This window comes from Salmonella sp. FC25216, assembly GCF_057751355.1.
The window spans coordinates 209,352-229,150 of sequence record NZ_JBDGON010000001.1 but is presented as its reverse complement, the minus strand read 5'-3'; the positions used below and the strand labels follow the sequence as shown (position 1 = coordinate 229,150).

The window sequence follows — 19,799 nt, the reverse complement described above, 5'->3', positions numbered from 1 at the left end:
ATGCGCGATAAGCTTTTCATGACGCGATACTACTCCGGCGTAGTTAAACCCGTATTAACCCGACTGGCGCTGGCTATCGCATTGGCGCCGGTGCCGGGGTGGGCGGAAAACTATTTTAACCCGGCATTTCTGTCTGACGACCCGTCTGCGGTGGCAGACTTATCAACCTTTTCCCGTAATGCCCAGGCGGCGGGAGTGTACCGCGTTGACATTTATCTGAATAATACCTTTATCGCAACCAAAGATATTGCCTTCCAGGCGGTGAAAACGGCGGGAAAAAGCGCGCCAACCGATGACAGCGGATTACGCGTCTGCCTGACGCCTGAAATGCTTAAAAATATGGGTGTAAATACCGGAGCGTTTCCGCAGTTGGCGAAGGCGGCGGCGGGAAGTTGCCCGGATCTTGCCAGCGCGATACCGGTCGCCCGAACCCGCTTTGATTTTGCGCAGCAACGTCTCGACATTAGCATTCCGCAGGCGGCGATGATTGCCAGCGCCAGAGGATATATCCCACCGCAATACTGGGATGAAGGTATTAACGCGCTGCTAATGAATTACACGTTTACCGGCGCGAATAGTCGGGATCGGAGCGCAGACGGCAGTGCGGAGAATAGCTATTTTCTTGGATTAAATAGCGGCCTTAATTTAGGGGCCTGGCGGTTACGCGACTATTCCACATGGAACGCGAATAGCGGCGATCAGAATAGCGACAGCAACTGGCAGCATATCAGTACTTATCTGGAACGTGATATGGGCTTTTTGCAGGGAGAACTGACGGCAGGCGACAGTTATACCCCCTCCGCATTGTTCGACAGCCTTCCTTTTCGAGGGCTACAACTGGCGTCTGACGACAATATGTTGCCAGACAGCATGAAGGGCTTCGCGCCGACCATTCACGGCATTGCCAGAAGCAACGCGCAAGTGACCATTCGGCAAAACGGCTACATCATCAATCAGCGTTATGTGCCGCCCGGGGCATTTACTATCAATGATCTCTATCCCACCGCCGCCAGCGGCGATTTGACCGTTGAAGTCAAAGAATCCGACGGCTCTATTAATCGCTATAACGTACCCTATTCCGCCGTGCCAATTCTGCAGCGAGAAGGGCGGTTGAAGTACGCGGCAACGGTGGCGGAATATCGCGGCGATAGCAGCCAAAAAGAGAAGGTGAAATTCAGTCAGGCGACGCTGATATGGGGTTTAGCGCATGGCTTTACGCTGTATGGCGGAACGCAACTTTCCAGTAAATATCATGCGCTGGCGATCGGTAGCGGTGCGAATCTGGGCGATTGGGGCGCGGTGTCGCTGGATGTCACCCAGGCCGCCAGTACGCTGGCGGATAACAGCACCCACCAGGGACAATCGCTGCGGTTCCTGTATGCCAAATCGCTTGCGCAGACAGGAACTCATTTACAGCTCATGGGTTATCGCTATTCAACATCGGGCTTTTATACGCTGGATGATACGGCGTGGAAACAGATGAGCGGCTATGACGATGACGATCGGACTGACAACGATAAAAGCAGGCCGGAATGGGCGGATTATTACAATCTGTATTATACCCGGAGGGGGAAAGTACAACTCGATATCAATCAGCAGTTAGGCGGGTTGGGATCGCTTTTTATTACCGGCAGTCAGCAAAGTTACTGGCACACCGATGAAAAGGATTCTCTGTTGCAGGTGGGATACAGCGATACGCTGGCGGGTATTGCATGGAGCATTTCTTACAACAATAACAAATCCTCAGGCGATGCAAAGCGCGATCAAATTTTTGCGCTGAATATCTCAGTGCCGCTAAGTCAATGGCTGCAACACGATGATGAGGTTACACGCCATCACAACGTTTACGCCACCTTTAGCACCAGTACGGATAAACAGCATAACGTTACGCAGAATGCGGGCCTTAACGGCACGCTGCTGGACGAAAATAACCTTAGTTACAACATACAGCAAAGTTATCAGAATCACGGTATTGGCGAAAGCGGCGCCGCCAGCCTGGAATACGATGGGGCGAAAGGTAATGCCAACATTGGCTATAACGTCAGCGATAACGGCGATTATCAGCAGGTGAATTATGGTCTGAGCGGCGGTCTGGTGGCGCACGCGCATGGACTCACGTTAAGCCAGCCGCTGGGCAATACCAATATTTTGATTGCCGCGCCGGGCGCAGCTAATGTCGGCGTTGTCGACCAGCCGGGTATTCATACGGATGCGCGCGGCTATGCGGTGGTGCCGTATGCGACGACGTATCGGCAAAACCGTATGGCGCTGGACATCAACGCGATGGCCGATGATGTTGATATTGATGACGCGGTGACTCGCGTTGTGCCGACCGAAGGCGCGCTGGTTCTGGCCCGCTTTAAAGCGCGGGTCGGCGCGCGAGCCTTATTGACGCTGAATCATAACGGTAAACCTGTGCCCTTTGGCGCGACGGTGACGGTGAATGATCGCCATGCGGAGGCAATTGTTGACGAGGCCGGGGAGCTCTATCTTTCCGGGTTGTCAGCACAAGGCGTTCTGCACGTTCGCTGGGGGGACCTGCCGGATCAACAATGTGTCGCGCACTATCATCTCTCTTCCTCCCGTCAGATTCTGAGTCGACAACATGCGGAGTGTCATTAAATGAAAATACCTCTTTTATTTGCTCTGCTGACAGGAAGTGTCGTATCGCAGTATGCATTTGCGGACGTGTGTAAAAACGTTAACGGCGTGCCTTCCAGTGTTAATTACGATTTAACGACCACGTTGACGGCAGAACAAAACCAGGCAGGAAAGACGGTCCAACTGGAAAAAAGCCAGAAAGTCAATGTACAAGCGGTGTGTCCCGCCAGCGCGGCGACCTATAGCCAGACCTATCGCTCCTATGTGTCGCAATATCCGGTCGTAGAAACGAGCGGTAACTGGAAATATGTAAAGCTGGACCCGGACCACCTTGAAGGCGGAATGCGGATTGTGGATTCTGCGGCGGGCGATATCTATCCGCCAGTGAACAATATCCCTATGGGGCATGATGAAAAGGTTAAAGCTGGCCAACCGTTTTACGTTCGTAACTCAAATCTGGAGTTTCAACTCAAAATTATTAAACCGTTCATCGGCACGGTGAATATCAGCCCTAAGACTATGTTCAACGTTTATGTTACGACCGCCGTCGGCGATCCGCTGACAGACGTGGTGTACAGCATTCTTTATAGCGGAACGGTGACCGTACCGCAAAGCTGCGAAATCAACGCCGGACAAACGATTCTGGTGAATTTCGGCGCGTTATACAGCGGCAATTTTAGCCACGCAGGCCAAAAACCCGTGGGGGTAAGCGCGAAAAAATTCAGTGTACCGGTAAAGTGCAGCGGTCTGGATTCGCCGGTCAATTTAACGATGCGTCTTATCGCTACGCCGGATAGCCATTTTCCCCAGGCTATTGCTTCGGATAATGCGGATGTCGGCGTAGTGGTCGAAACCGATGAAGGAAACGCGCTTATCCCTAATGATGTGCAGAGCGTCGCGCCTTTTATCACCGATAGCGCCGGACGCGCTAACATCACGTTGCAGGCCTACCCGATGAGTACGACAGGAGAAACGCCCGCGGAAGGGGCGTTTACCGCGTTGGCCAGCCTGCGAGTGGACTTTGACTAAATGAACAGATCACACTGTACTTTTTTTGCTATGGGGCTGATGCTGTGCCCCGAAATCAATGCCAGCGCTGACGACCTTGCTTATAACCTCGAATTTACCGGCACTATTGTGGCGCAAACCTGCGACATGGATATTTCCAGCCTCAGTCAAAGTATTGATTTAGGACGGTTTGCGGTCGGCGATTTTCCCTCGACGGGAACTACGACAAAATTTAAGCCCTTTAATATCAACCTCAAAAATTGTTCCCGAGGAATTGCCGGGGCGAAGATCTGGTTTACCGGCGAACCCGATCCAGACAATCCCGCGCTATTAGCGATCACCGATACCGGAATGGGAAGCATGCTGGCAAGCGGTATAGGGGTGGAAATTCTGAATGAGGATCAGGATACCGTCAGTATCAATAATACCGACTCGGTGGTCTATCCGTTGAAAGCCGGACGCAATACGCTGTCTTTTTATATTCGCTATAAATCGACCCGGCCAATGGTCACGTCCGGGAACGCGACGGCGGTCATGTATTTCGATATGCAGTATGAATGAGGAGTCATCGTAATTATGCGTAGCGATATCCTGTGCGGCATCGGGATGCTGCTGGCGGTATCCGGCGTCCTGGCGCACGATGGACGGGTCTATGTCTCCGGAACCATCACGGACAATACCTGTTCCCTCTCTCCAGGCTCGGAAAATATTAACGTGGCGATGGGCGCGGTTTCTCAACGCCAATTTTATCGCGCGGGTGACGGTTCCGCCTGGCAACCTTTTGCTATCGATTTACAGAACTGCGGCAGCACTGCCAGTGGCGTAACGGTCAGTTTTAGCGGTACGGCGGACAGTCGTAATACGGATTTATTGGCGCTTACAGCGGGGAAAAGCGACGCTTCAGGCATTGGGATCGCGCTTTATGACCAGAATAAAACCTTAATTCCACTGGGGCAGGAGAGTGATGTGGTAACGCTCAGCCCGGGGCTGGCGTCGGCGCATCTGCAATTTTACGCGCGTTATCTTGCCGATGACAGTACAGTGACGCCCGGTGACGCCAATGCTTCCGCGACTTTTATTCTTGCGTATGAATAAGTTCTTTTTACGCTACGTGATGTGTTGGTGCTTACTTCCCATATCATGGGCGCAGGCCGGCGTAGTTATTGGCGGTACTCGTTTTATCTATCATGCGGACGCCCCGGCATTAAGCGTACCGGTAAGTAACCATTCAGACGCGTTCTGGCTAATTGATACGCATCTTTTACCTGGCGACCGATGGCCAGGGGCGAAAAGCGCAGGGAATTCCACGCCATTCGTGGTCACGCCGCCATTATTTATGCTTTCAGCGCGCCAGGAAAACACGCTGCGGGTGGTTTATACCGGTGAACCGCTGCCAGCGGACAGGGAAAGCCTGTTTACCTTGAGTATCGCCGCTATTCCCTCCGGTAAACCGGAAGCGAACCGTGTGCAAATGGCGTTTCGTTCAGCCTTAAAACTACTCTATCGCCCTGATGGACTTGCCGGCGAGCCGCAGCAGGCTTACCGGCATCTGGTCTGGAACCTTACCCCCGATGGGGCGACGGTGCGTAATCCGACGCCCTATTACGTTACGCTCTTTTTGCTGCGCGCCAATGGACGCGCCCAGAATAACGCCGGGGTGGTTGCGCCTTTTGCAACACGTCAAACGGAATGGTGCCGGCACACGGTTCGCTGCACTGTGCGCTGGCAAAGTATTAATGACTATGGGCGGGTGATGCCGCCGCAAACCGTGGATCTGACGCGTGTGCAATACCCTATTTTTACAGGCGTCTCCCGATAGCGGGAGGCTTTCCGATCTTATCGAACGAGACTTTTATTATGTATTATCACGCGTTAAAACGTTCCCGGCTGGCGATATTGACGCTGGCAAGCGTTGCGGTATCCGGCGCGGCAATCGCCGCCGATTCTGTCCCGACGTCGCAAATTGGTCCGGCGGCGGAAGCCTACATCGTCAGCCATCCGGATAAAGTGGGGGAAGTGGTGGCGACGTATCTGGCCGAACATCCTGAATTTTTGGTCGCCGCCAGCGAGACGTTGCATCAGCGTCAGCAGATTGCGCAACAACAGGCTTATGTTCAACTGGCATTACAGTATCGTGCTGAGCTGCTAAGCAGTAACACTCCTTCCGTTGGACCCGCCGATGCAAAAGCGGCAGTGGTGATGTTTTTTGATTACCAGTGCTCGTGGTGCAGCAAAATGGCGCCTGTGGTTGAAAATCTGATTAAGGCGAATCCGGATACTCGGTTTATTTTCAAAGAGTTTCCTATTTTTTCCTCCCGCTGGCCGGTATCCGGACTGGCGGCAAGAGTCGGCGAACAGGTATGGCTTACACAGGGGGGAGAAAAATACCTCGCCTGGCATAATGCGCTTTATGCCACGGGGAAGGTTGAAGGTGCGTTAACGGAACACGATGTCTATACCCTGGCGCAACATTATCTGACGCCGACGCAGTTGGCGGCCGTAAAAGAAGTGCAAAGCCGCGGCGCGGTACATGATGCGCTACTCACTAACCAGGCGCTGGCGCAGCATATGGATTTTAACGGGACGCCTGCTTTTGTCGTCATGCCCCAGACGCAAGATGGTGACATAAAACGGGTTGCCGTGATCCCGGGAAGCACGACTCAGGATATGTTGCAAACGGCGATTCAGAAAGCGAAGGGGTGATATTCGCTCAGAGGAGAGCGCACAGGAGTGAAAGTAAAATGAAGACTATGCGTTGCGTAATACCGGTGATTTTACTTTCCTTTATCGTTCATGCAGGGAAAGCGAAGCCAACCGCTCAGATTCATTTTATGGGTTCGGTAGTCGAGGCTGGCTGCTGGAATGACGTGGGAACCTTAGAAATTCAATGCCATAATAAAGAGGGGGTTGAACGCTATATTCTCGTCGAGAATATAGCCACGCCGATATCGTCTCCTCATGCAATGGTAAAACAAGATTATTTGGATGAAGATAAGCAATTAACAGTGCTACGCATTGTCTACGACTGAGTAGTCGTTATTTGTTATTAACAGACAGCAGGCGGTGTCCCGTCAGTATAATGGGAAGATATTACGTAAAATAATTCCCTACTTATCGGGACATGGTCTGTTGCCTTGCTATTTAAATAAACGGCGCCAAAAAATATAGTACGATCAATAGAAAAAGAGCAGGTATACCCATGGATATAATTTTACTATATCGATGAGTATGATATTCAATGGATTGTGGCGGCATGTCATCAGAGTTTATGATAAATCTTTCATCAATTTTTATCCCCTGTCTGGGGAGGGTGACGAACAGCTCGAAAAGCCCGATTTGCTGTAGATCTCGTCGCAGTAGATAAAGAAGTTGCGTCAGATTGGCATCGCTAACAAACTGGCTTCTCTCTCCCCAAACCGCCTGTGAAATCATTTCCCGCGTGATCAGTTTCCTGTAGGCATTTTCAAAAAGATAGCTTAAACAGCGGGCCCGCATGAGCGTGACTTTTAGTACCTTTTTATCACGCAATGATATTATTTCTCTTAACGTTTCATTATAAATGAATTCGTCATTGATAGTGTATTGTCTCATGAATTCACTCCATTTTGATATTCATAAGGTAAACTTTCACACTGTCGGTGTGTTCACTGGCAGTAAAGTACTCCGTACATCAGCACGGATAAGCGTAGAGAATCTCAAAGGAATAAGAGAATCATTTGTGATTAAATAAGATAACATCATGCTTTTTTGTTTTTTTATAAAGTGTGTTAGATATTTTTGATGTTTTTATAATATGGTTTTATATGTTTTTGCTTCACTCAGGCATGAAACTATGTAAATAAAATTATAATTTATTAGCAAACAGATAAGATAAGCGATTTATTTTATTGAAATAAATGTGGTGCGAGGTTAATCTGCGCCTAAAGTGATAGTGCCAGAGTATGCCAGCCAGGATAAGCTATATGCGGCCAATAAAAAATGCTAAAAAAATTGACTACAATCTGATCAAAGTATTCGATATGGTTATCACTGAAGGCAATGCAACCAGGGCTGCAAGGAAGCTGGACGTCACACCTGCGGCTATCTCTCAGGCTCTTCTTCGCTTACAAAGTCTTTATGGCGAAGAGTTATTTATCCGAACCAGGCAAGGCTTAGTCCCTTCCAGCAAAGGTAAATCACTCCATCAGGTATTCCGCCAGGCAATTGAATCTATAGAGAATACGTTTTACGATAAAACCTACGTTCAGGAGAGTAATGAACTTACCGTTCTGGGCAGTGATATAACCGAAAACTATTATTTTCCGGCATTGCTGGATACCATGCTGCTTAATCGACATGTTATTAAACATTATGCGATTAAAAAAACAGGGGAGTACACGCCTGCATCTATGCTGACGCATGGATATGCGGATGTGGTTATGGGAATTCTGGAAATTAAGAATGCGATGATCGAAAGTTATCTTATTGATAACTTATCTGATTTTGTTTGCGTTTGTGGTGAAAAGAGCCCACTGGTTGGACTTGAACAAATCTCTTTATATAATTTTTATGCCGCCAGACATGCTGTCTACCATTCAGATATGTTCTCTTCTTTCACCGCTGACACTATTGACTTGTTCAAGGTCAGTACGCCTTATACGGGGCGCAGGAAAATAGGTTATCATAGTGATTCATTATTTGGAATTATGGGTGTCGTTGAAAAAAGTGATATGGTTGCGATTTTGCCAAGAAAGATTGCCGCTTATTTTAGAGATGTGAGACGTTATAATATAAAAATAATGCGCATGCCTGATGAAATGACTTTTCGAGCATTGCCTGTTTATGCCTATCTGGCCACAAACAGTATGAGTTATAAAAATGCTAAGAATCTGATATCAACCTTTCAGTCCATCTCTCTGATTAAGCCAGAAAAGGAACCTGATATTTTGGTTAAAGATAGCATATCCTTATGCCATTTATAGATTTGGAATTAAATTATTGCATTAAGAAAATAATCATTGTAATCATGCTTAGTGAGGCGAAAAATAATACCATATACTTATACTGTGCTCTTCTTAAAGAAGAGGTTTTTTTGGGTTTTTCATTACTGATAATGATTTCAGCATCTACTTTAATCCCGGTTCGTGGTACGGTAGAAAAAAATTGGCTCAGGCCAAAACCTTTAAGGTCGCGACGTAATAGATATAAAATTTGAGTCAGGTTGGCGTCGCTGATAAATTGACCTCTTTCTCCCCAAAGTGCGTTGGTGAGTTGGCGTTTATAAATAATCTCTTGTTGAGCGTGGTTTAGCATATACTCCAGACACTTTACACGCATCGCGGCAATTTTTATCATCTTTCCCGTTTTTATGTTTTTTAGCTCATTTGTTATATCATTGTATGTATGCGTGTTGTTAATTAAATAAATAGTCATGATATTATTTTTTTTTTTGAGTTTAATTTGGGGTGCGATAATAGTATGCATATTAATTTTAATGGATCAACTGGTGAGGCTGCACTGACGTCTTTTTGCGAAAAAAAATTGTATCAGGTCACAAAGATGATGGTTTTTTAGAAAGGCTAAAATTTCATGTTTAGCTATTCTAAAAATAAAGTGATAGTAGTGTTAATTTTTATCGGTAGGTTGGTGTATTTTGATTGATTTATTGTTGATGTAAAATAATTTGAATTATGCCGTAAGGCTTATGTCAATCGTGAAAAAGGTATAGGCTATTAGTTATAATGCATTAATTTTACATAACTGTTATGCTTTTATATTAGTGCCAGGGAAATAAATCCTAATAGTTTTAGTCTGTGTTTTATTTTATGGACGTTTTATTTTAAATTATTAAACGGTTTCTCTTGCTGAGGTTGGGTTATTTGGCAAGCAACTTGCTGGGATGTTGTGGCAGTACGTTGTCTGTATCTGAAATAATCGGGAGAAATGTATGGATAAGAAAAACCCATCAATGGTTAACCTGCCCGCATCGCATGAGTCGATTAACCAGAAAATCGATACCATTACCGCGCAACCGGGCTCCAGCGATCTTGTCGATCCGGATGAAGGACAACAGGCATTAGGCTGACTGGTATTACAAGAAATCAATAAAGAGACGAAAGAGGCATTGTTTGAAGCGACGGTGACGTCGGGCTATTTCAAGAACGAAGAAAGTTGCGAACCATTTCAACGTCGTTCCAGTTCACAATGATAAACTTTTCATTAAACATATTGAAGTTATCTGCTGCGGCCCAGCCGAGGACATAACTGTTAAAGTCAGTCGCCGTACCCCAGGCTAATTTTGCCGTATACGCGTTTAAGCTCTGTTGCCTGGCCATTAAAGCAAGAGAAAAGAACACATGCGGCGAGTAGACTATTAATATATTTCTTATTTTTCATGCTCAACTCCATGAGGTAAAAACACAGTGAAATGTTGTGTAAAAAAGCGAATTCTAAGGAGTGTCTTTTTATACGTAGGTGATAGATGTCTGAAAAATATCAGCAATATATATTCATTAATTATTGGTGTTAGATAATGTTGTTTGTTATGTGGTAGCTATTTTATTTGTGATTTATGTTTCTGTTGTAAAATTCACACCCGATAACGAGAAATTAATGAAACCTCGAATGGGAATAATTTCTCGCAAAGACAACTTACTGCCAGTGAATGAGGATGTTATCGTTGAAACAGCAACATATATTGACATCACAACAGCGGTTCTGACACATGAGCTATATTTGAGATCTGCATCACTCGTTCGCGATCCATTTTTTTATAGCCTGCTTCAGGCGTGTTTTCTTTAGCACGAAATATATTTATGGCATTAATATTATAATGCATATGAATAATTTCCTGCGATAAAATGATGTTGATTAAAGAAATATAAGACAAATCGAATGTAATAGTGCAATTCATTTAGGCTGTATTCCGCAGCCGGGTCTATCGGCAAATATATCGTAATCAGACCGTGCGATAACTCAAAGGAGTTGAAATGAAAAGAACAGTCGTTGCCAGTATGATAGGGTTGGCGCTATGCGCTGGAAGCGTATTATCCACCGCGCAAGCGGCAACCGCAAAGCGCCCTAATTTAGTCATTATTCTGGCGGATGATTTAGGGTATGGTGATCTCGCCACCTACGGGCACCGCATCGTTAAAACACCTAACATAGATAAATTGGCGCAGGAGGGGGTGAAGTTTACCGACTATTATGCGCCAGCGCCTCTGTGTTCTCCTTCCCGCGCGGGCCTGTTAACTGGCCGTATGCCGTTCCGTACCGGAATCCGTTCCTGGATACCGGAAGGCAAAGATGTTGCGCTGGGGCGTAATGAGCTGACCATCGCCAATCTGCTGAAACAGCAGGGCTACGACACGGCGATGATGGGGAAATTACACCTGAACGCGGGCGGCGATCGCACCGATCAGCCGCAGGCGAAAGACATGGGCTTTGACTATACGTTGGTTAATCCGGCGGGATTTGTCACCGATGCTACGCTGGACAACGCCAAAGAGCGCCCGCGCTATGGCGTTGTGCATCCTACGGGGTGGATTCGTAATGGCCAACATATTGGCCGCGCAGATAAGATGAGCGGCGAGTTTGTGAGCTCTGAAGTGGTGAACTGGCTGGATAACAAAAAAGACGATAATCCGTTCTTCTTATACGTCGCCTTTACCGAAGTCCATAGTCCGCTGGCGTCGCCGAAAAAATACCTTGATATGTATTCGCAGTACATGACCGACTACCAGAAACAGCATCCGGATCTGTTCTACGGCGACTGGGCGGATAAACCGTGGCGCGGCACCGGCGAATACTACGCGAACATCAGCTACATGGATGAGCAGGTGGGTAAAGTGCTGGATAAAATCAAGGCGATGGGCGAGGAAGATAACACCATCGTCATCTTCACCAGCGACAACGGTCCTGTCACGCGTGAAGCGCGTAAGGTGTACGAGCTGAACCTGGCCGGGGAAACCGACTGTCTGCGCGGACGTAAAGACAACCTGTGGGAAGGCGGCATTCGCGTACCGGCAATCATCAAATACGGTAAGCATATTCCACAGGGAATGGTAACGGACACGCCGGTATATGGTCTTGACTGGTTGCCGACGCTGGCCAACATGATGGACTTTACACTCCCGACCAATCGTACCTACGACGGTCAGTCTTTAGTTCCGCTACTGAAGGGCAAGACTTTAAAACGCCAGAAACCGCTGATCTTCGGTATCGATATGCCGTTCCAGGACGATCCGACGGATGAGTGGGCGATCCGCGATGGCGACTGGAAGATGATCATCGATCGCCAGAATAAACCCAAATACCTCTATAACCTGAAAACCGATCGTTTCGAGACGCTCAATCAAATTGGTAAACAGCCGCAGATTGAGAAACAGCTTTACGGTAAGTTCCTGAAGTATAAACAGGATATTGATAACGATTCGCTGATGAAAGCCCGTGGCGATAAGCCGACGCCTGTCACCTGGGGCTAATGAAATAATTATAAAAAATTAAGTATGCCACTTAGGGCGATGCCCACCTGCTCCGGTCACTCTGTGCCGGATCAGGTTCTTTTATTTCAGGGAAGGTAATGATGTCTGGGAAAAGTTGTCAGGTCATGGTTAAACCGACCATTATCGATCCGCAGGCGGGCAGTGAGGCGATGGGGCTGCTAATTTTACAGGAGATTGCGCCTACGGAGAAAACCGTGCTTTTTGAAGCGACCATGACGTCAGGTTACTACAAAAACGCGGCAACGAACGGGGAAGGCTATCGCTACGATATTACCCGCTTCCGGGTGTATAAAATGGATCTGTACGCGTAGCTTTCTATCGTCAATGACTGACTACACTAAAAAGGTTCGGTGCAAATCGGACCTTATTTCGTAAAAAACGAGCTATTCATCATATATAATCTAATTTTAACGATGAGTCAGGCGGGGTAACATAGTGGATTCGAAGAATTCACCTGATAGAGAGAATAAAAAGTGAAACATCTGCACCGATTTTTTAGCAGCGATGCCTCTGGAGGCATCATTCTCATCATCGCCGCTGCGCTGGCTATGCTGATGGCCAATATGGGCGCAACCAGTGGATGGTATCATCATTTTCTGGAGACGCCGGTTCAGTTACGGGTTGGGGCGCTAGAGATCAACAAAAACATGCTGTTGTGGATCAACGATGCGTTGATGGCCGTGTTTTTCTTGTTGGTTGGTCTGGAAGTTAAGCGCGAACTGATGCAAGGCTCGTTAGCCAGCCTGCGCCAGGCCGCCTTCCCGGTGATTGCCGCCATCGGTGGGATGATTGTACCGGCATTGCTCTACCTGGCTTTTAACTACTCCGATCCTGTCACTCGCGAGGGTTGGGCTATCCCTGCCGCGACGGATATCGCCTTTGCGCTGGGCGTGCTGGCGCTGTTAGGCAGTCGGGTTCCGCTGGCGCTGAAAATTTTCCTGATGGCGCTGGCGATTATCGATGATCTCGGCGCTATCATTATTATTGCGCTGTTTTATACCAGCGAGCTTTCTATCGTCTCGCTGGGCGTGGCGGCGTTCGCGATTGCCGTGCTGGCGCTGTTGAACCTGTGTGGCGTCAGACGGACAGGAGTATATATTCTGGTCGGGGCAGTGCTGTGGACGGCGGTACTGAAGTCCGGCGTTCACGCGACGCTGGCAGGCGTCATTGTCGGCTTCTTTATTCCGCTGAAAGAAAAACATGGTCGTTCGCCGGCGAAGCGGCTGGAGCATGTCCTGCACCCGTGGGTTGCGTACCTGATCCTGCCGCTGTTCGCCTTTGCGAATGCCGGCGTTTCTCTTCAGGGCGTCACGATTGATGGCCTGACCTCAATGTTGCCGCTGGGAATTATCGCCGGTCTGCTGATTGGGAAGCCGCTGGGGATTAGCCTGTTTTGCTGGCTGGCGCTGCGTTTCAAGCTGGCGCATCTGCCGCAGGGGACCACTTATCAGCAAATCATGGCGGTTGGCATTTTGTGCGGGATTGGCTTTACGATGTCCATCTTTATCGCCAGCCTGGCATTTGGCAACGTCGATCCGGAGCTTATTAACTGGGCGAAATTGGGCATTTTGATTGGCTCATTGCTCTCCGCAGTCGTGGGATATAGCTGGTTGCGTGCGCGTTTGAATGCGCCGGCATAACCAGTACGAAGGAAAGGGGAGCGATGTATCGCTCCCTTACGACATTGATCAGGGAGAGAAATGAGCATGTCTCATATTAACTACAACCATCTTTATTACTTCTGGCATGTTTATAAAGAAGGTTCTGTCGTGGGCGCCGCAGAGGCGCTTTTTCTGACGCCGCAAACCATCACCGGCCAAATCAAAGCACTGGAAGAGCGTTTACAGGGTAAGCTATTCAAACGTAAGGGGCGCGGTCTTGAACCCAGCGAACTGGGCGAGCTGGTTTTTCGCTATGCGGATAAAATGTTTACGCTAAGCCAGGAGATGCTGGATATCGTCAACTACCGTAAAGAATCAAACTTGTTGTTCGATGTTGGCGTCGCCGATGCTTTATCCAAACGTCTGGTCAGTAGCGTTCTGGATGCGGCGGTGGTGGTGGACGAACCCATACATCTACGTTGCTTCGAGTCCACGCACGAAATGTTGCTCGAACAGCTTAGCCAGCACAAGCTGGATATGATTATCTCCGACTGCCCGATAGATTCCACGCAGCAGGAGGGGCTATTCTCAGTCAAAATCGGCGAATGTAGCGTCAGTTTCTGGTGCACGAATCCGCTTCCCGAAAAAGCGTTCCCTGCCTGCCTGGAAGAGCGACGGTTGCTGGTGCCGGGACGTCGCTCGATGCTGGGGCGTAAATTGTTGAACTGGTTTAATTCGCAGGGGTTGCAGGTTGAGATTCTCGGCGAATTTGATGACGCGGCCTTAATGAAGGCGTTTGGTGCGACACACAATGCGATTTTTGTGGCGCCGAGCCTTTATTCGCTGGATTTTTATGCCGATGAGTCGGTAATAGAGATTGGGCGCGTCGAGAATGTCATGGAAGAATATCATGCAATTTTTGCCGAAAGAATGATTCAGCATCCGGCGGTACAGCGTATTTGTAATGCGGATTACTCTGCGTTGTTTACGCCGATAAGCAAATAGCTTATTTATTACGCTGCCATCCGGCAGGTATAAAAAAACCCGCGAAAGCGGGTTTTTTCACAAAGCGTCAACGAACGGGCGATTAAGCCAGCTTGTTGATCTGTGCAGTCAGGTTAGCCTTATGACGTGCAGCTTTGTTTTTGTGGATCAGACCTTTAGCAGCCTGACGGTCCACGATCGGTTGCATTTCGTTAAATGCTTTCAGTGCAGCAGCTTTGTCGCCAGCTTCGATAGCTGCGTATACTTTCTTGATGAAAGTACGCATCATAGAGCGACGGCTTGCGTTGTGCTTACGAGCCTTTTCAGACTGAACGGCGCGCTTCTTAGCTGATTTGATATTAGCCAAGGTCCAACTCCCAAATGTGTTCTATATGGACAATTCAAAGGCCGAGGAATATGCCCTTTTAGCCTTCTTTTGTCAATGGATTTGTGCAAATAAGCGCCGTTAATGTGGCGACGCTCGTTACGTAGTGATGGCGCAGGATTCTACCAGCTTGGCGCCTGTGAATACAGCTTTTCCATGATAAAAATTACATTAAGCGGCGGGTTTTGGAGCGGAGTTTGCCGCATGGCGATGAAAAGCATCTTCTTTATGTTTCATCAGGGCAATCGCCGGTTAACCTTGACCGCTGTACAAGGTATACTCTTGCGATTTTCACTGTTTTGAGTCAGACATGAAGCTGATACGCGGCATACATAATCTCAGTCAGGCCCCGCATGGGTGTGTGCTGACCATTGGTAATTTCGACGGCGTACATCGGGGGCATCGCGCTCTACTGCAGGGTCTGCAGGAAGAAGGACGCAGACTCGGTCTGCCGGTGGTGGTCATGATTTTCGAACCGCAACCGCTGGAGCTGTTCGCGACGGATAAAGCGCCCGCCCGCCTGACGCGCCTGCGTGAAAAACTGCATTACCTCGCGCAGTGCGGCGTGGACTATGTGCTGTGCGTGAAATTCGATCGTCGCTTTGCCGCTTTGACGGCACAAACGTTTATCAGCGAACTTCTGGTGGAGCGACTTGGCGTGCAATTTCTTGCCGTCGGCGATGATTTCCGCTTTGGTGCTAGCCGCGCGGGCGATTTCTTGTTATTACAGAAGGCGGGGGCGGAGTATGGTTTTGCGGTTTCCAGCACCCAAACCTTTTGTGAAGGTGGCGTGCGTATCAGTAGCACTGCAGTGAGACAGGCGTTGGCGGAAGATAACCTGGCGCTTGCCGAAAGCCTGCTGGGACATCCCTTTACTATTTCCGGGCGTGTCGTTCATGGTGACGAGCTGGGACGTACCATTGGCTTCCCGACGGCGAACTTACCGCTGCGCCGTCAGGTCTCCCCGGTAAAAGGGGTCTATGCGGTGGAAGTCACCGGGCTTGGCGATAAGCCGTTACCCGGCGTGGCGAACATTGGCACTCGTCCAACGGTGGCTGGCGTGCGTCAACAACTGGAAGTGCATCTGCTGGACGTTGTAATGGACCTCTATGGTCGCCATATAGATGTAATACTGCGTAAAAAGATACGTAATGAGCAGCGATTTGCGTCGCTTGATGAGCTAAAAGCGCAAATCGCACGCGATGAGTTAACGGCCCGCAAGTTTTTTGGGCTAGCCGGGCAGGTATAACCCTGACGGTGTTTATCAAACCGAAATACGGAACCGAGAATCTGATGAGTGACTATAAATCGACCCTGAATTTGCCGGAAACAGGGTTCCCGATGCGCGGCGACCTCGCTAAGCGTGAACCGGGAATGCTGGCGCGTTGGACCGATGATGACCTATACGGCATCATTCGTGCAGCCAAAAAAGGCAAAAAAACCTTCATTCTGCATGATGGCCCTCCATATGCGAATGGCAGCATTCATATTGGTCACTCAGTTAACAAGATTCTGAAAGACATTATCGTGAAGTCCAAAGGACTGTCGGGATTTGACTCGCCTTACGTGCCGGGCTGGGACTGTCACGGTCTGCCTATCGAGTTGAAAGTCGAACAGGAGTACGGTAAGCCGGGCGAGAAATTCACCGCCGCTGAATTCCGCGCCAAGTGCCGCGAATATGCCGCCACTCAGGTTGACGGTCAGCGTAAAGACTTTATTCGTCTGGGCGTGCTGGGCGACTGGTCGCATCCCTATCTGACGATGGACTTCAAAACCGAAGCCAACATCATCCGCGCGCTGGGCAAAATCATCCGCAACGGTCATCTGCACAAAGGCGCTAAGCCGGTGCACTGGTGCGTTGACTGCCGTTCTGCGCTGGCGGAAGCGGAAGTTGAATATTACGACAAAACGTCGCCCTCTATCGACGTGGCGTTCCGCGCCGTCGATCAGGATGCGGTGAAAGCGAAGTTTGGTCTGCCTGGCGTGAGCGGCCCGATCTCGTTGGTTATCTGGACGACCACGCCGTGGACGCTGCCGGCTAACCGCGCCATCTCCCTTGCGCCGGAGTTTGACTATGATCTGGTGCAGGTTGACGGACAGGCGCTGATCCTGGCGAAAGATCTGGTAGAGAGCGTGATGCAACGTATCGGCGCGGCGGACTACACCCTTCTTGGCACAGTGAAGGGCGCTGAGCTGGAATTGCTGCGCTTTACCCATCCGTTTATGGGCTTTGACGTGCCAGCGATCCTCGGCGATCACGTCACCCTTGACGCGGGTACCGGCGCGGTACATACCGCGCCTGGTCACGGCCCGGATGACTACGTGATCGGTCAAAAATATGGCCTGGAGACCGCTAACCCGGTTGGGCCGGACGGCGCTTATCTGCCAGGCACATATCCAACGCTTGACGGCGTTAACGTCTTCAAAGCGAACGATATCGTTATTGAACTGCTGAAAGAAAAAGGCGCGCTACTGCATGTCGAAAAAATGCAGCATAGCTATCCGTGCTGCTGGCGTCACAAAACGCCGATCATTTTCCGCGCGACCCCGCAGTGGTTCGTCAGCATGGATAAAGAAGGGCTCCGTCAACAGTCCCTGAAAGAGATCAAAGGCGTTCAGTGGATCCCGGACTGGGGTCAGGCGCGTATTGAATCAATGGTCGCTAACCGTCCTGACTGGTGTATCTCACGTCAGCGTACCTGGGGCGTACCGATGTCGCTGTTCGTGCATAAAGAAACGCAGGAGCTATTGCCGATTGAGCGTACTCTGGCGGCGATGGAAGAGGTGGCGAAACGCGTCGAAGTTGACGGTATCCAGGCGTGGTGGGATCTCGACCCGAAAGAGATCCTCGGCGAAGATGCTGATCAATACGAGAAAGTTCCGGATACGCTGGACGTTTGGTTTGATTCCGGTTCCACCAGTTACTCCGTGGTTGACGCACGTCCGGAATTCGCCGGTCACGCTGCCGATATGTATCTGGAAGGGTCTGACCAGCATCGCGGCTGGTTTATGTCCTCCCTGATGATTAGCGTGGCGATGAAAGGCAAAGCGCCATACCGCCAGGTACTGACTCACGGCTTCACCGTCGATGGTCAGGGTCGCAAGATGTCCAAGTCCATTGGTAACACCGTGTCGCCGCAGGATGTGATGAATAAACTGGGCGCGGATATCCTGCGTCTGTGGGTGGCGTCTACTGACTATACCGGCGAAATGGCGGTCTCTGACGAGATCCTCAAACGCGCCGCCGATAGCTATCGTCGTATCCGTAATACCGCGCGCTTCCTGCTGGCGAACCTCAATGGCTTCAATCCGGCCACCGATATGGTCAAACCGGAAGAGATGGTTGTGCTGGATCGCTGGGCGGTGGGTTGCGCGAAAACGGCGCAGGAAGAGATTCTGAAGGCATACGAAGCTTACGACTTCCATGAAGTGGTACAGCGCCTGATGCGTTTCTGCTCCGTTGAAATGGGCTCGTTCTACCTCGACATCATTAAAGATCGCCAGTACACCGCGAAGGCCGATAGCATCGCGCGTCGTAGCTGCCAGACCGCGCTGTATCACATCGCGGAGGCGCTGGTCCGTTGGATGGCGCCGATCATGTCCTTCACGGCTGATGAAATCTGGGGCTACCTGCCGGGCGAGCGTGAAAAATATGTCTTCACCGGCGAATGGTACGACGGGTTGTTTGGCCTGGAAGAGAATGAAGAATTTAATGACGCATTCTGGGATGATGTCCGTTATATCAAGGACCAGGTCAACAAAGAGCTGGAAAATCAGAAAGCCAATGGCATCAAATCGAATCTGGAAGCAAAAGTAACGCTGAAATATGTTGACGATGCTAACGGTACGATCAAGAAGCTGAAACTGTTGGGTGAAGAGGTCAGATTTATCTTCATTACTTCCCAGTTCGTGATTTCTGAGCAAGCGGGGGGTATTGATGATGAAAATATTCAGTACAATGCTGGTAATACGACAGTTCAGGCAGTGGTAACGCGTGCCGAGGGTGATAAGTGTCCGCGCTGCTGGCACTACACTACTGATGTCGGCAAGGTGGCGGAACACGCAGATATCTGCGGACGCTGTGTCAGCAACATCGCCGGTAATGGCGAACAACGTAAATTTGCCTGATGAGTAAACCACTCTGTTCAACAGGACTACGCTGGCTATGGCTGGTAGTAGTCGTGCTGATTATCGATTTGGGCAGCAAATACCTGATCCTCCAGAATTTCGCTCTGGGGGATACGGTAGGGCTGTTCCCGTCGCTTAATCTGCATTATGCGCGTAACTACGGCGCGGCTTTTAGCTTCCTGGCGGATAGCGGCGGCTGGCAGCGCTGGTTCTTTGCCGGGATTGCGATAGGTATCTGCGTAATTCTTTTGGTGATGATGTATCGCTCGAAAGCGACGCAGAAGCTGAATAACATCGCTTATGCGCTCATTATTGGCGGCGCGCTGGGTAATTTGTTCGATCGTCTGTGGCACGGTTTCGTTGTCGATATGATCGATTTTTACGTCGGCGACTGGCATTTCGCGACTTTCAACCTTGCCGATAGCGCGATCTGTCTCGGCGCGGCGCTGATTGTACTGGAAGGCTTTTTGCCGAAGCCAGCAGCGAAAGAACAGGCATAAGCGTAAATACCGGGTGGCGCTTATCAGGTTTTGTAGGCCTGATAAGCGCAGCGCCATCAGGCAAACGTTGTGCCGGATGGCGGCGAAAACACCTTATCCAGCCTACGGT

19 protein-coding genes and 3 pseudogenes are annotated in these 19,799 nt (G+C 49.5%); 17 read left to right on the top strand and 5 right to left on the bottom strand.

Annotation, left to right across the window (positions count from 1 at the left end):
* Genes bcfC through AC3G3F_RS00990 form a run of 7 tightly spaced genes read left to right on the top strand, consistent with a single transcriptional unit; the run spans position 1 to position 6,638 of the window.
* Entirely contained in the window at positions 1 to 2,622 is a 2,622-nt protein-coding gene (gene bcfC / locus AC3G3F_RS01020) for a fimbrial usher BcfC (RefSeq protein ID WP_053509897.1), read from the top strand.
* Positions 2,623 to 3,630: a fimbrial protein BcfD gene (locus AC3G3F_RS01015; RefSeq protein ID WP_070801414.1), complete on the top strand. Its 1,008-nt coding sequence runs from the start codon at positions 2,623 to 2,625 to the stop codon at positions 3,628 to 3,630.
* The gene (locus AC3G3F_RS01010; protein WP_023245637.1) at positions 3,631 to 4,170 is read left to right on the top strand and encodes a fimbrial protein BcfE; all 540 of its coding nucleotides are present in this window, start codon (positions 3,631 to 3,633) and stop codon (positions 4,168 to 4,170) included. It abuts the gene before it with no gap.
* A 15-nt stretch (positions 4,171 to 4,185) separates the two neighbouring features.
* The gene (locus AC3G3F_RS01005; RefSeq protein WP_488394285.1) at positions 4,186 to 4,704 is read left to right on the top strand and encodes a fimbrial protein BcfF; all 519 of its coding nucleotides are present in this window, start codon (positions 4,186 to 4,188) and stop codon (positions 4,702 to 4,704) included.
* Entirely contained in the window at positions 4,670 to 5,428 is a 759-nt protein-coding gene (locus tag AC3G3F_RS01000; RefSeq protein WP_077950751.1) for a pili/flagellar-assembly chaperone, read from the top strand. Before AC3G3F_RS01005 ends, AC3G3F_RS01000 begins: the two co-directional genes overlap by 35 nt.
* Before the next feature lie 38 nt (positions 5,429 to 5,466).
* Complete coding sequence (locus tag AC3G3F_RS00995) at positions 5,467 to 6,312, top strand: DsbA family protein (protein ID WP_023245640.1); 846 nt, start codon at positions 5,467 to 5,469, stop codon at positions 6,310 to 6,312.
* Positions 6,313 to 6,350: 38 nt separating this feature from the next.
* On the top strand, positions 6,351 to 6,638 hold the full coding sequence (locus AC3G3F_RS00990) for a hypothetical protein (RefSeq protein WP_023245641.1): 288 nt from the start codon (positions 6,351 to 6,353) through the stop codon (positions 6,636 to 6,638).
* Positions 6,639 to 6,750: 112 nt separating this feature from the next.
* Here AC3G3F_RS00990 and AC3G3F_RS00985 read toward each other — a convergent pair whose 3' ends face one another.
* Entirely contained in the window at positions 6,751 to 7,200 is a 450-nt protein-coding gene (locus AC3G3F_RS00985) for a winged helix-turn-helix domain-containing protein (RefSeq protein ID WP_488394284.1), read from the bottom strand.
* 371 nt (positions 7,201 to 7,571) lie between these two features.
* On the opposite strand from AC3G3F_RS00985, the gene AC3G3F_RS00980 reads away from it, so the two are divergent.
* Positions 7,572 to 8,570 (top strand): LysR family transcriptional regulator, encoded by a 999-nt coding sequence (locus AC3G3F_RS00980; protein WP_079817154.1) that lies wholly within the window; start codon positions 7,572 to 7,574, stop codon positions 8,568 to 8,570.
* 13 nt (positions 8,571 to 8,583) lie between these two features.
* On the opposite strand, the gene AC3G3F_RS00975 is transcribed toward AC3G3F_RS00980, so the two are convergent.
* Positions 8,584 to 9,021: a winged helix-turn-helix domain-containing protein gene (locus AC3G3F_RS00975; RefSeq protein WP_023245644.1), complete on the bottom strand. Its 438-nt coding sequence runs from the start codon at positions 9,019 to 9,021 to the stop codon at positions 8,584 to 8,586.
* A 583-nt stretch (positions 9,022 to 9,604) separates the two neighbouring features.
* Between AC3G3F_RS00975 and AC3G3F_RS00970 the strand changes: the two are divergent.
* Positions 9,605 to 9,760 (top strand): annotated as a pseudogene (locus AC3G3F_RS00970) (hypothetical protein); the annotation flags it as partial.
* 104 nt (positions 9,761 to 9,864) lie between these two features.
* On the opposite strand, the pseudogene AC3G3F_RS00965 reads toward AC3G3F_RS00970, so the two are convergent.
* Both AC3G3F_RS00965 and AC3G3F_RS00960 read right to left on the bottom strand, forming a co-directional pair.
* Positions 9,865 to 9,984 (bottom strand): annotated as a pseudogene (locus tag AC3G3F_RS00965) (outer membrane protein OmpK); the annotation flags it as partial.
* 307 nt (positions 9,985 to 10,291) lie between these two features.
* Positions 10,292 to 10,426 (bottom strand): hypothetical protein, encoded by a 135-nt coding sequence (locus tag AC3G3F_RS00960; protein WP_254888664.1) that lies wholly within the window; start codon positions 10,424 to 10,426, stop codon positions 10,292 to 10,294.
* 151 nt (positions 10,427 to 10,577) lie between these two features.
* On the opposite strand from AC3G3F_RS00960, the gene AC3G3F_RS00955 reads away from it, so the two are divergent.
* The 4 genes and pseudogenes from AC3G3F_RS00955 to nhaR all read left to right on the top strand — a co-directional run bounded on the left by AC3G3F_RS00955 (position 10,578) and on the right by nhaR (position 14,698).
* The gene (locus AC3G3F_RS00955; protein WP_079817153.1) at positions 10,578 to 12,071 is read left to right on the top strand and encodes a sulfatase family protein; all 1,494 of its coding nucleotides are present in this window, start codon (positions 10,578 to 10,580) and stop codon (positions 12,069 to 12,071) included.
* 140 nt (positions 12,072 to 12,211) lie between these two features.
* Positions 12,212 to 12,403, top strand: a pseudogene (locus tag AC3G3F_RS00950) (aryl-sulfate sulfotransferase); the annotation flags it as partial.
* Positions 12,404 to 12,565: 162 nt separating this feature from the next.
* A complete protein-coding gene (gene nhaA / locus AC3G3F_RS00945; RefSeq protein WP_053509911.1) occupies positions 12,566 to 13,732 on the top strand; it encodes a Na+/H+ antiporter NhaA in 1,167 nt (388 codons plus the stop codon).
* Between the two features lie 60 nt (positions 13,733 to 13,792).
* Positions 13,793 to 14,698, top strand: a complete 906-nt coding sequence (gene nhaR, locus AC3G3F_RS00940) for a transcriptional activator NhaR (RefSeq protein ID WP_000062873.1) — start codon at positions 13,793 to 13,795, stop codon at positions 14,696 to 14,698.
* An 82-nt stretch (positions 14,699 to 14,780) separates the two neighbouring features.
* On the opposite strand, the gene rpsT is transcribed toward nhaR, so the two are convergent.
* Positions 14,781 to 15,044, bottom strand: coding sequence for a 30S ribosomal protein S20 (gene rpsT / locus AC3G3F_RS00935; RefSeq protein WP_001518655.1), 264 nt, complete (start codon positions 15,042 to 15,044; stop codon positions 14,781 to 14,783).
* A gap of 102 nt (positions 15,045 to 15,146) precedes the next feature.
* Here rpsT and AC3G3F_RS00930 point away from each other — a divergent pair, with 102 nt between their 5' ends.
* The 4 genes from AC3G3F_RS00930 to lspA are packed head-to-tail and all read left to right on the top strand — an operon-like array spanning position 15,147 to position 19,690.
* Positions 15,147 to 15,365, top strand: coding sequence for a DUF2575 family protein (locus AC3G3F_RS00930; RefSeq protein ID WP_023245651.1), 219 nt, complete (start codon positions 15,147 to 15,149; stop codon positions 15,363 to 15,365).
* Between the two features lie 7 nt (positions 15,366 to 15,372).
* The gene (gene ribF, locus AC3G3F_RS00925; protein WP_053509913.1) at positions 15,373 to 16,311 is read left to right on the top strand and encodes a bifunctional riboflavin kinase/FAD synthetase; all 939 of its coding nucleotides are present in this window, start codon (positions 15,373 to 15,375) and stop codon (positions 16,309 to 16,311) included.
* A gap of 44 nt (positions 16,312 to 16,355) precedes the next feature.
* Positions 16,356 to 19,190, top strand: a complete 2,835-nt coding sequence (ileS, locus tag AC3G3F_RS00920; protein ID WP_070803685.1) for an isoleucine--tRNA ligase — start codon at positions 16,356 to 16,358, stop codon at positions 19,188 to 19,190.
* On the top strand, positions 19,190 to 19,690 hold the full coding sequence (gene lspA / locus AC3G3F_RS00915; protein ID WP_023245654.1) for a signal peptidase II: 501 nt from the start codon (positions 19,190 to 19,192) through the stop codon (positions 19,688 to 19,690). The genes ileS and lspA overlap by 1 nt, the downstream gene beginning before the upstream one ends.
* Positions 19,691 to 19,799 lie beyond the last annotated feature (109 nt).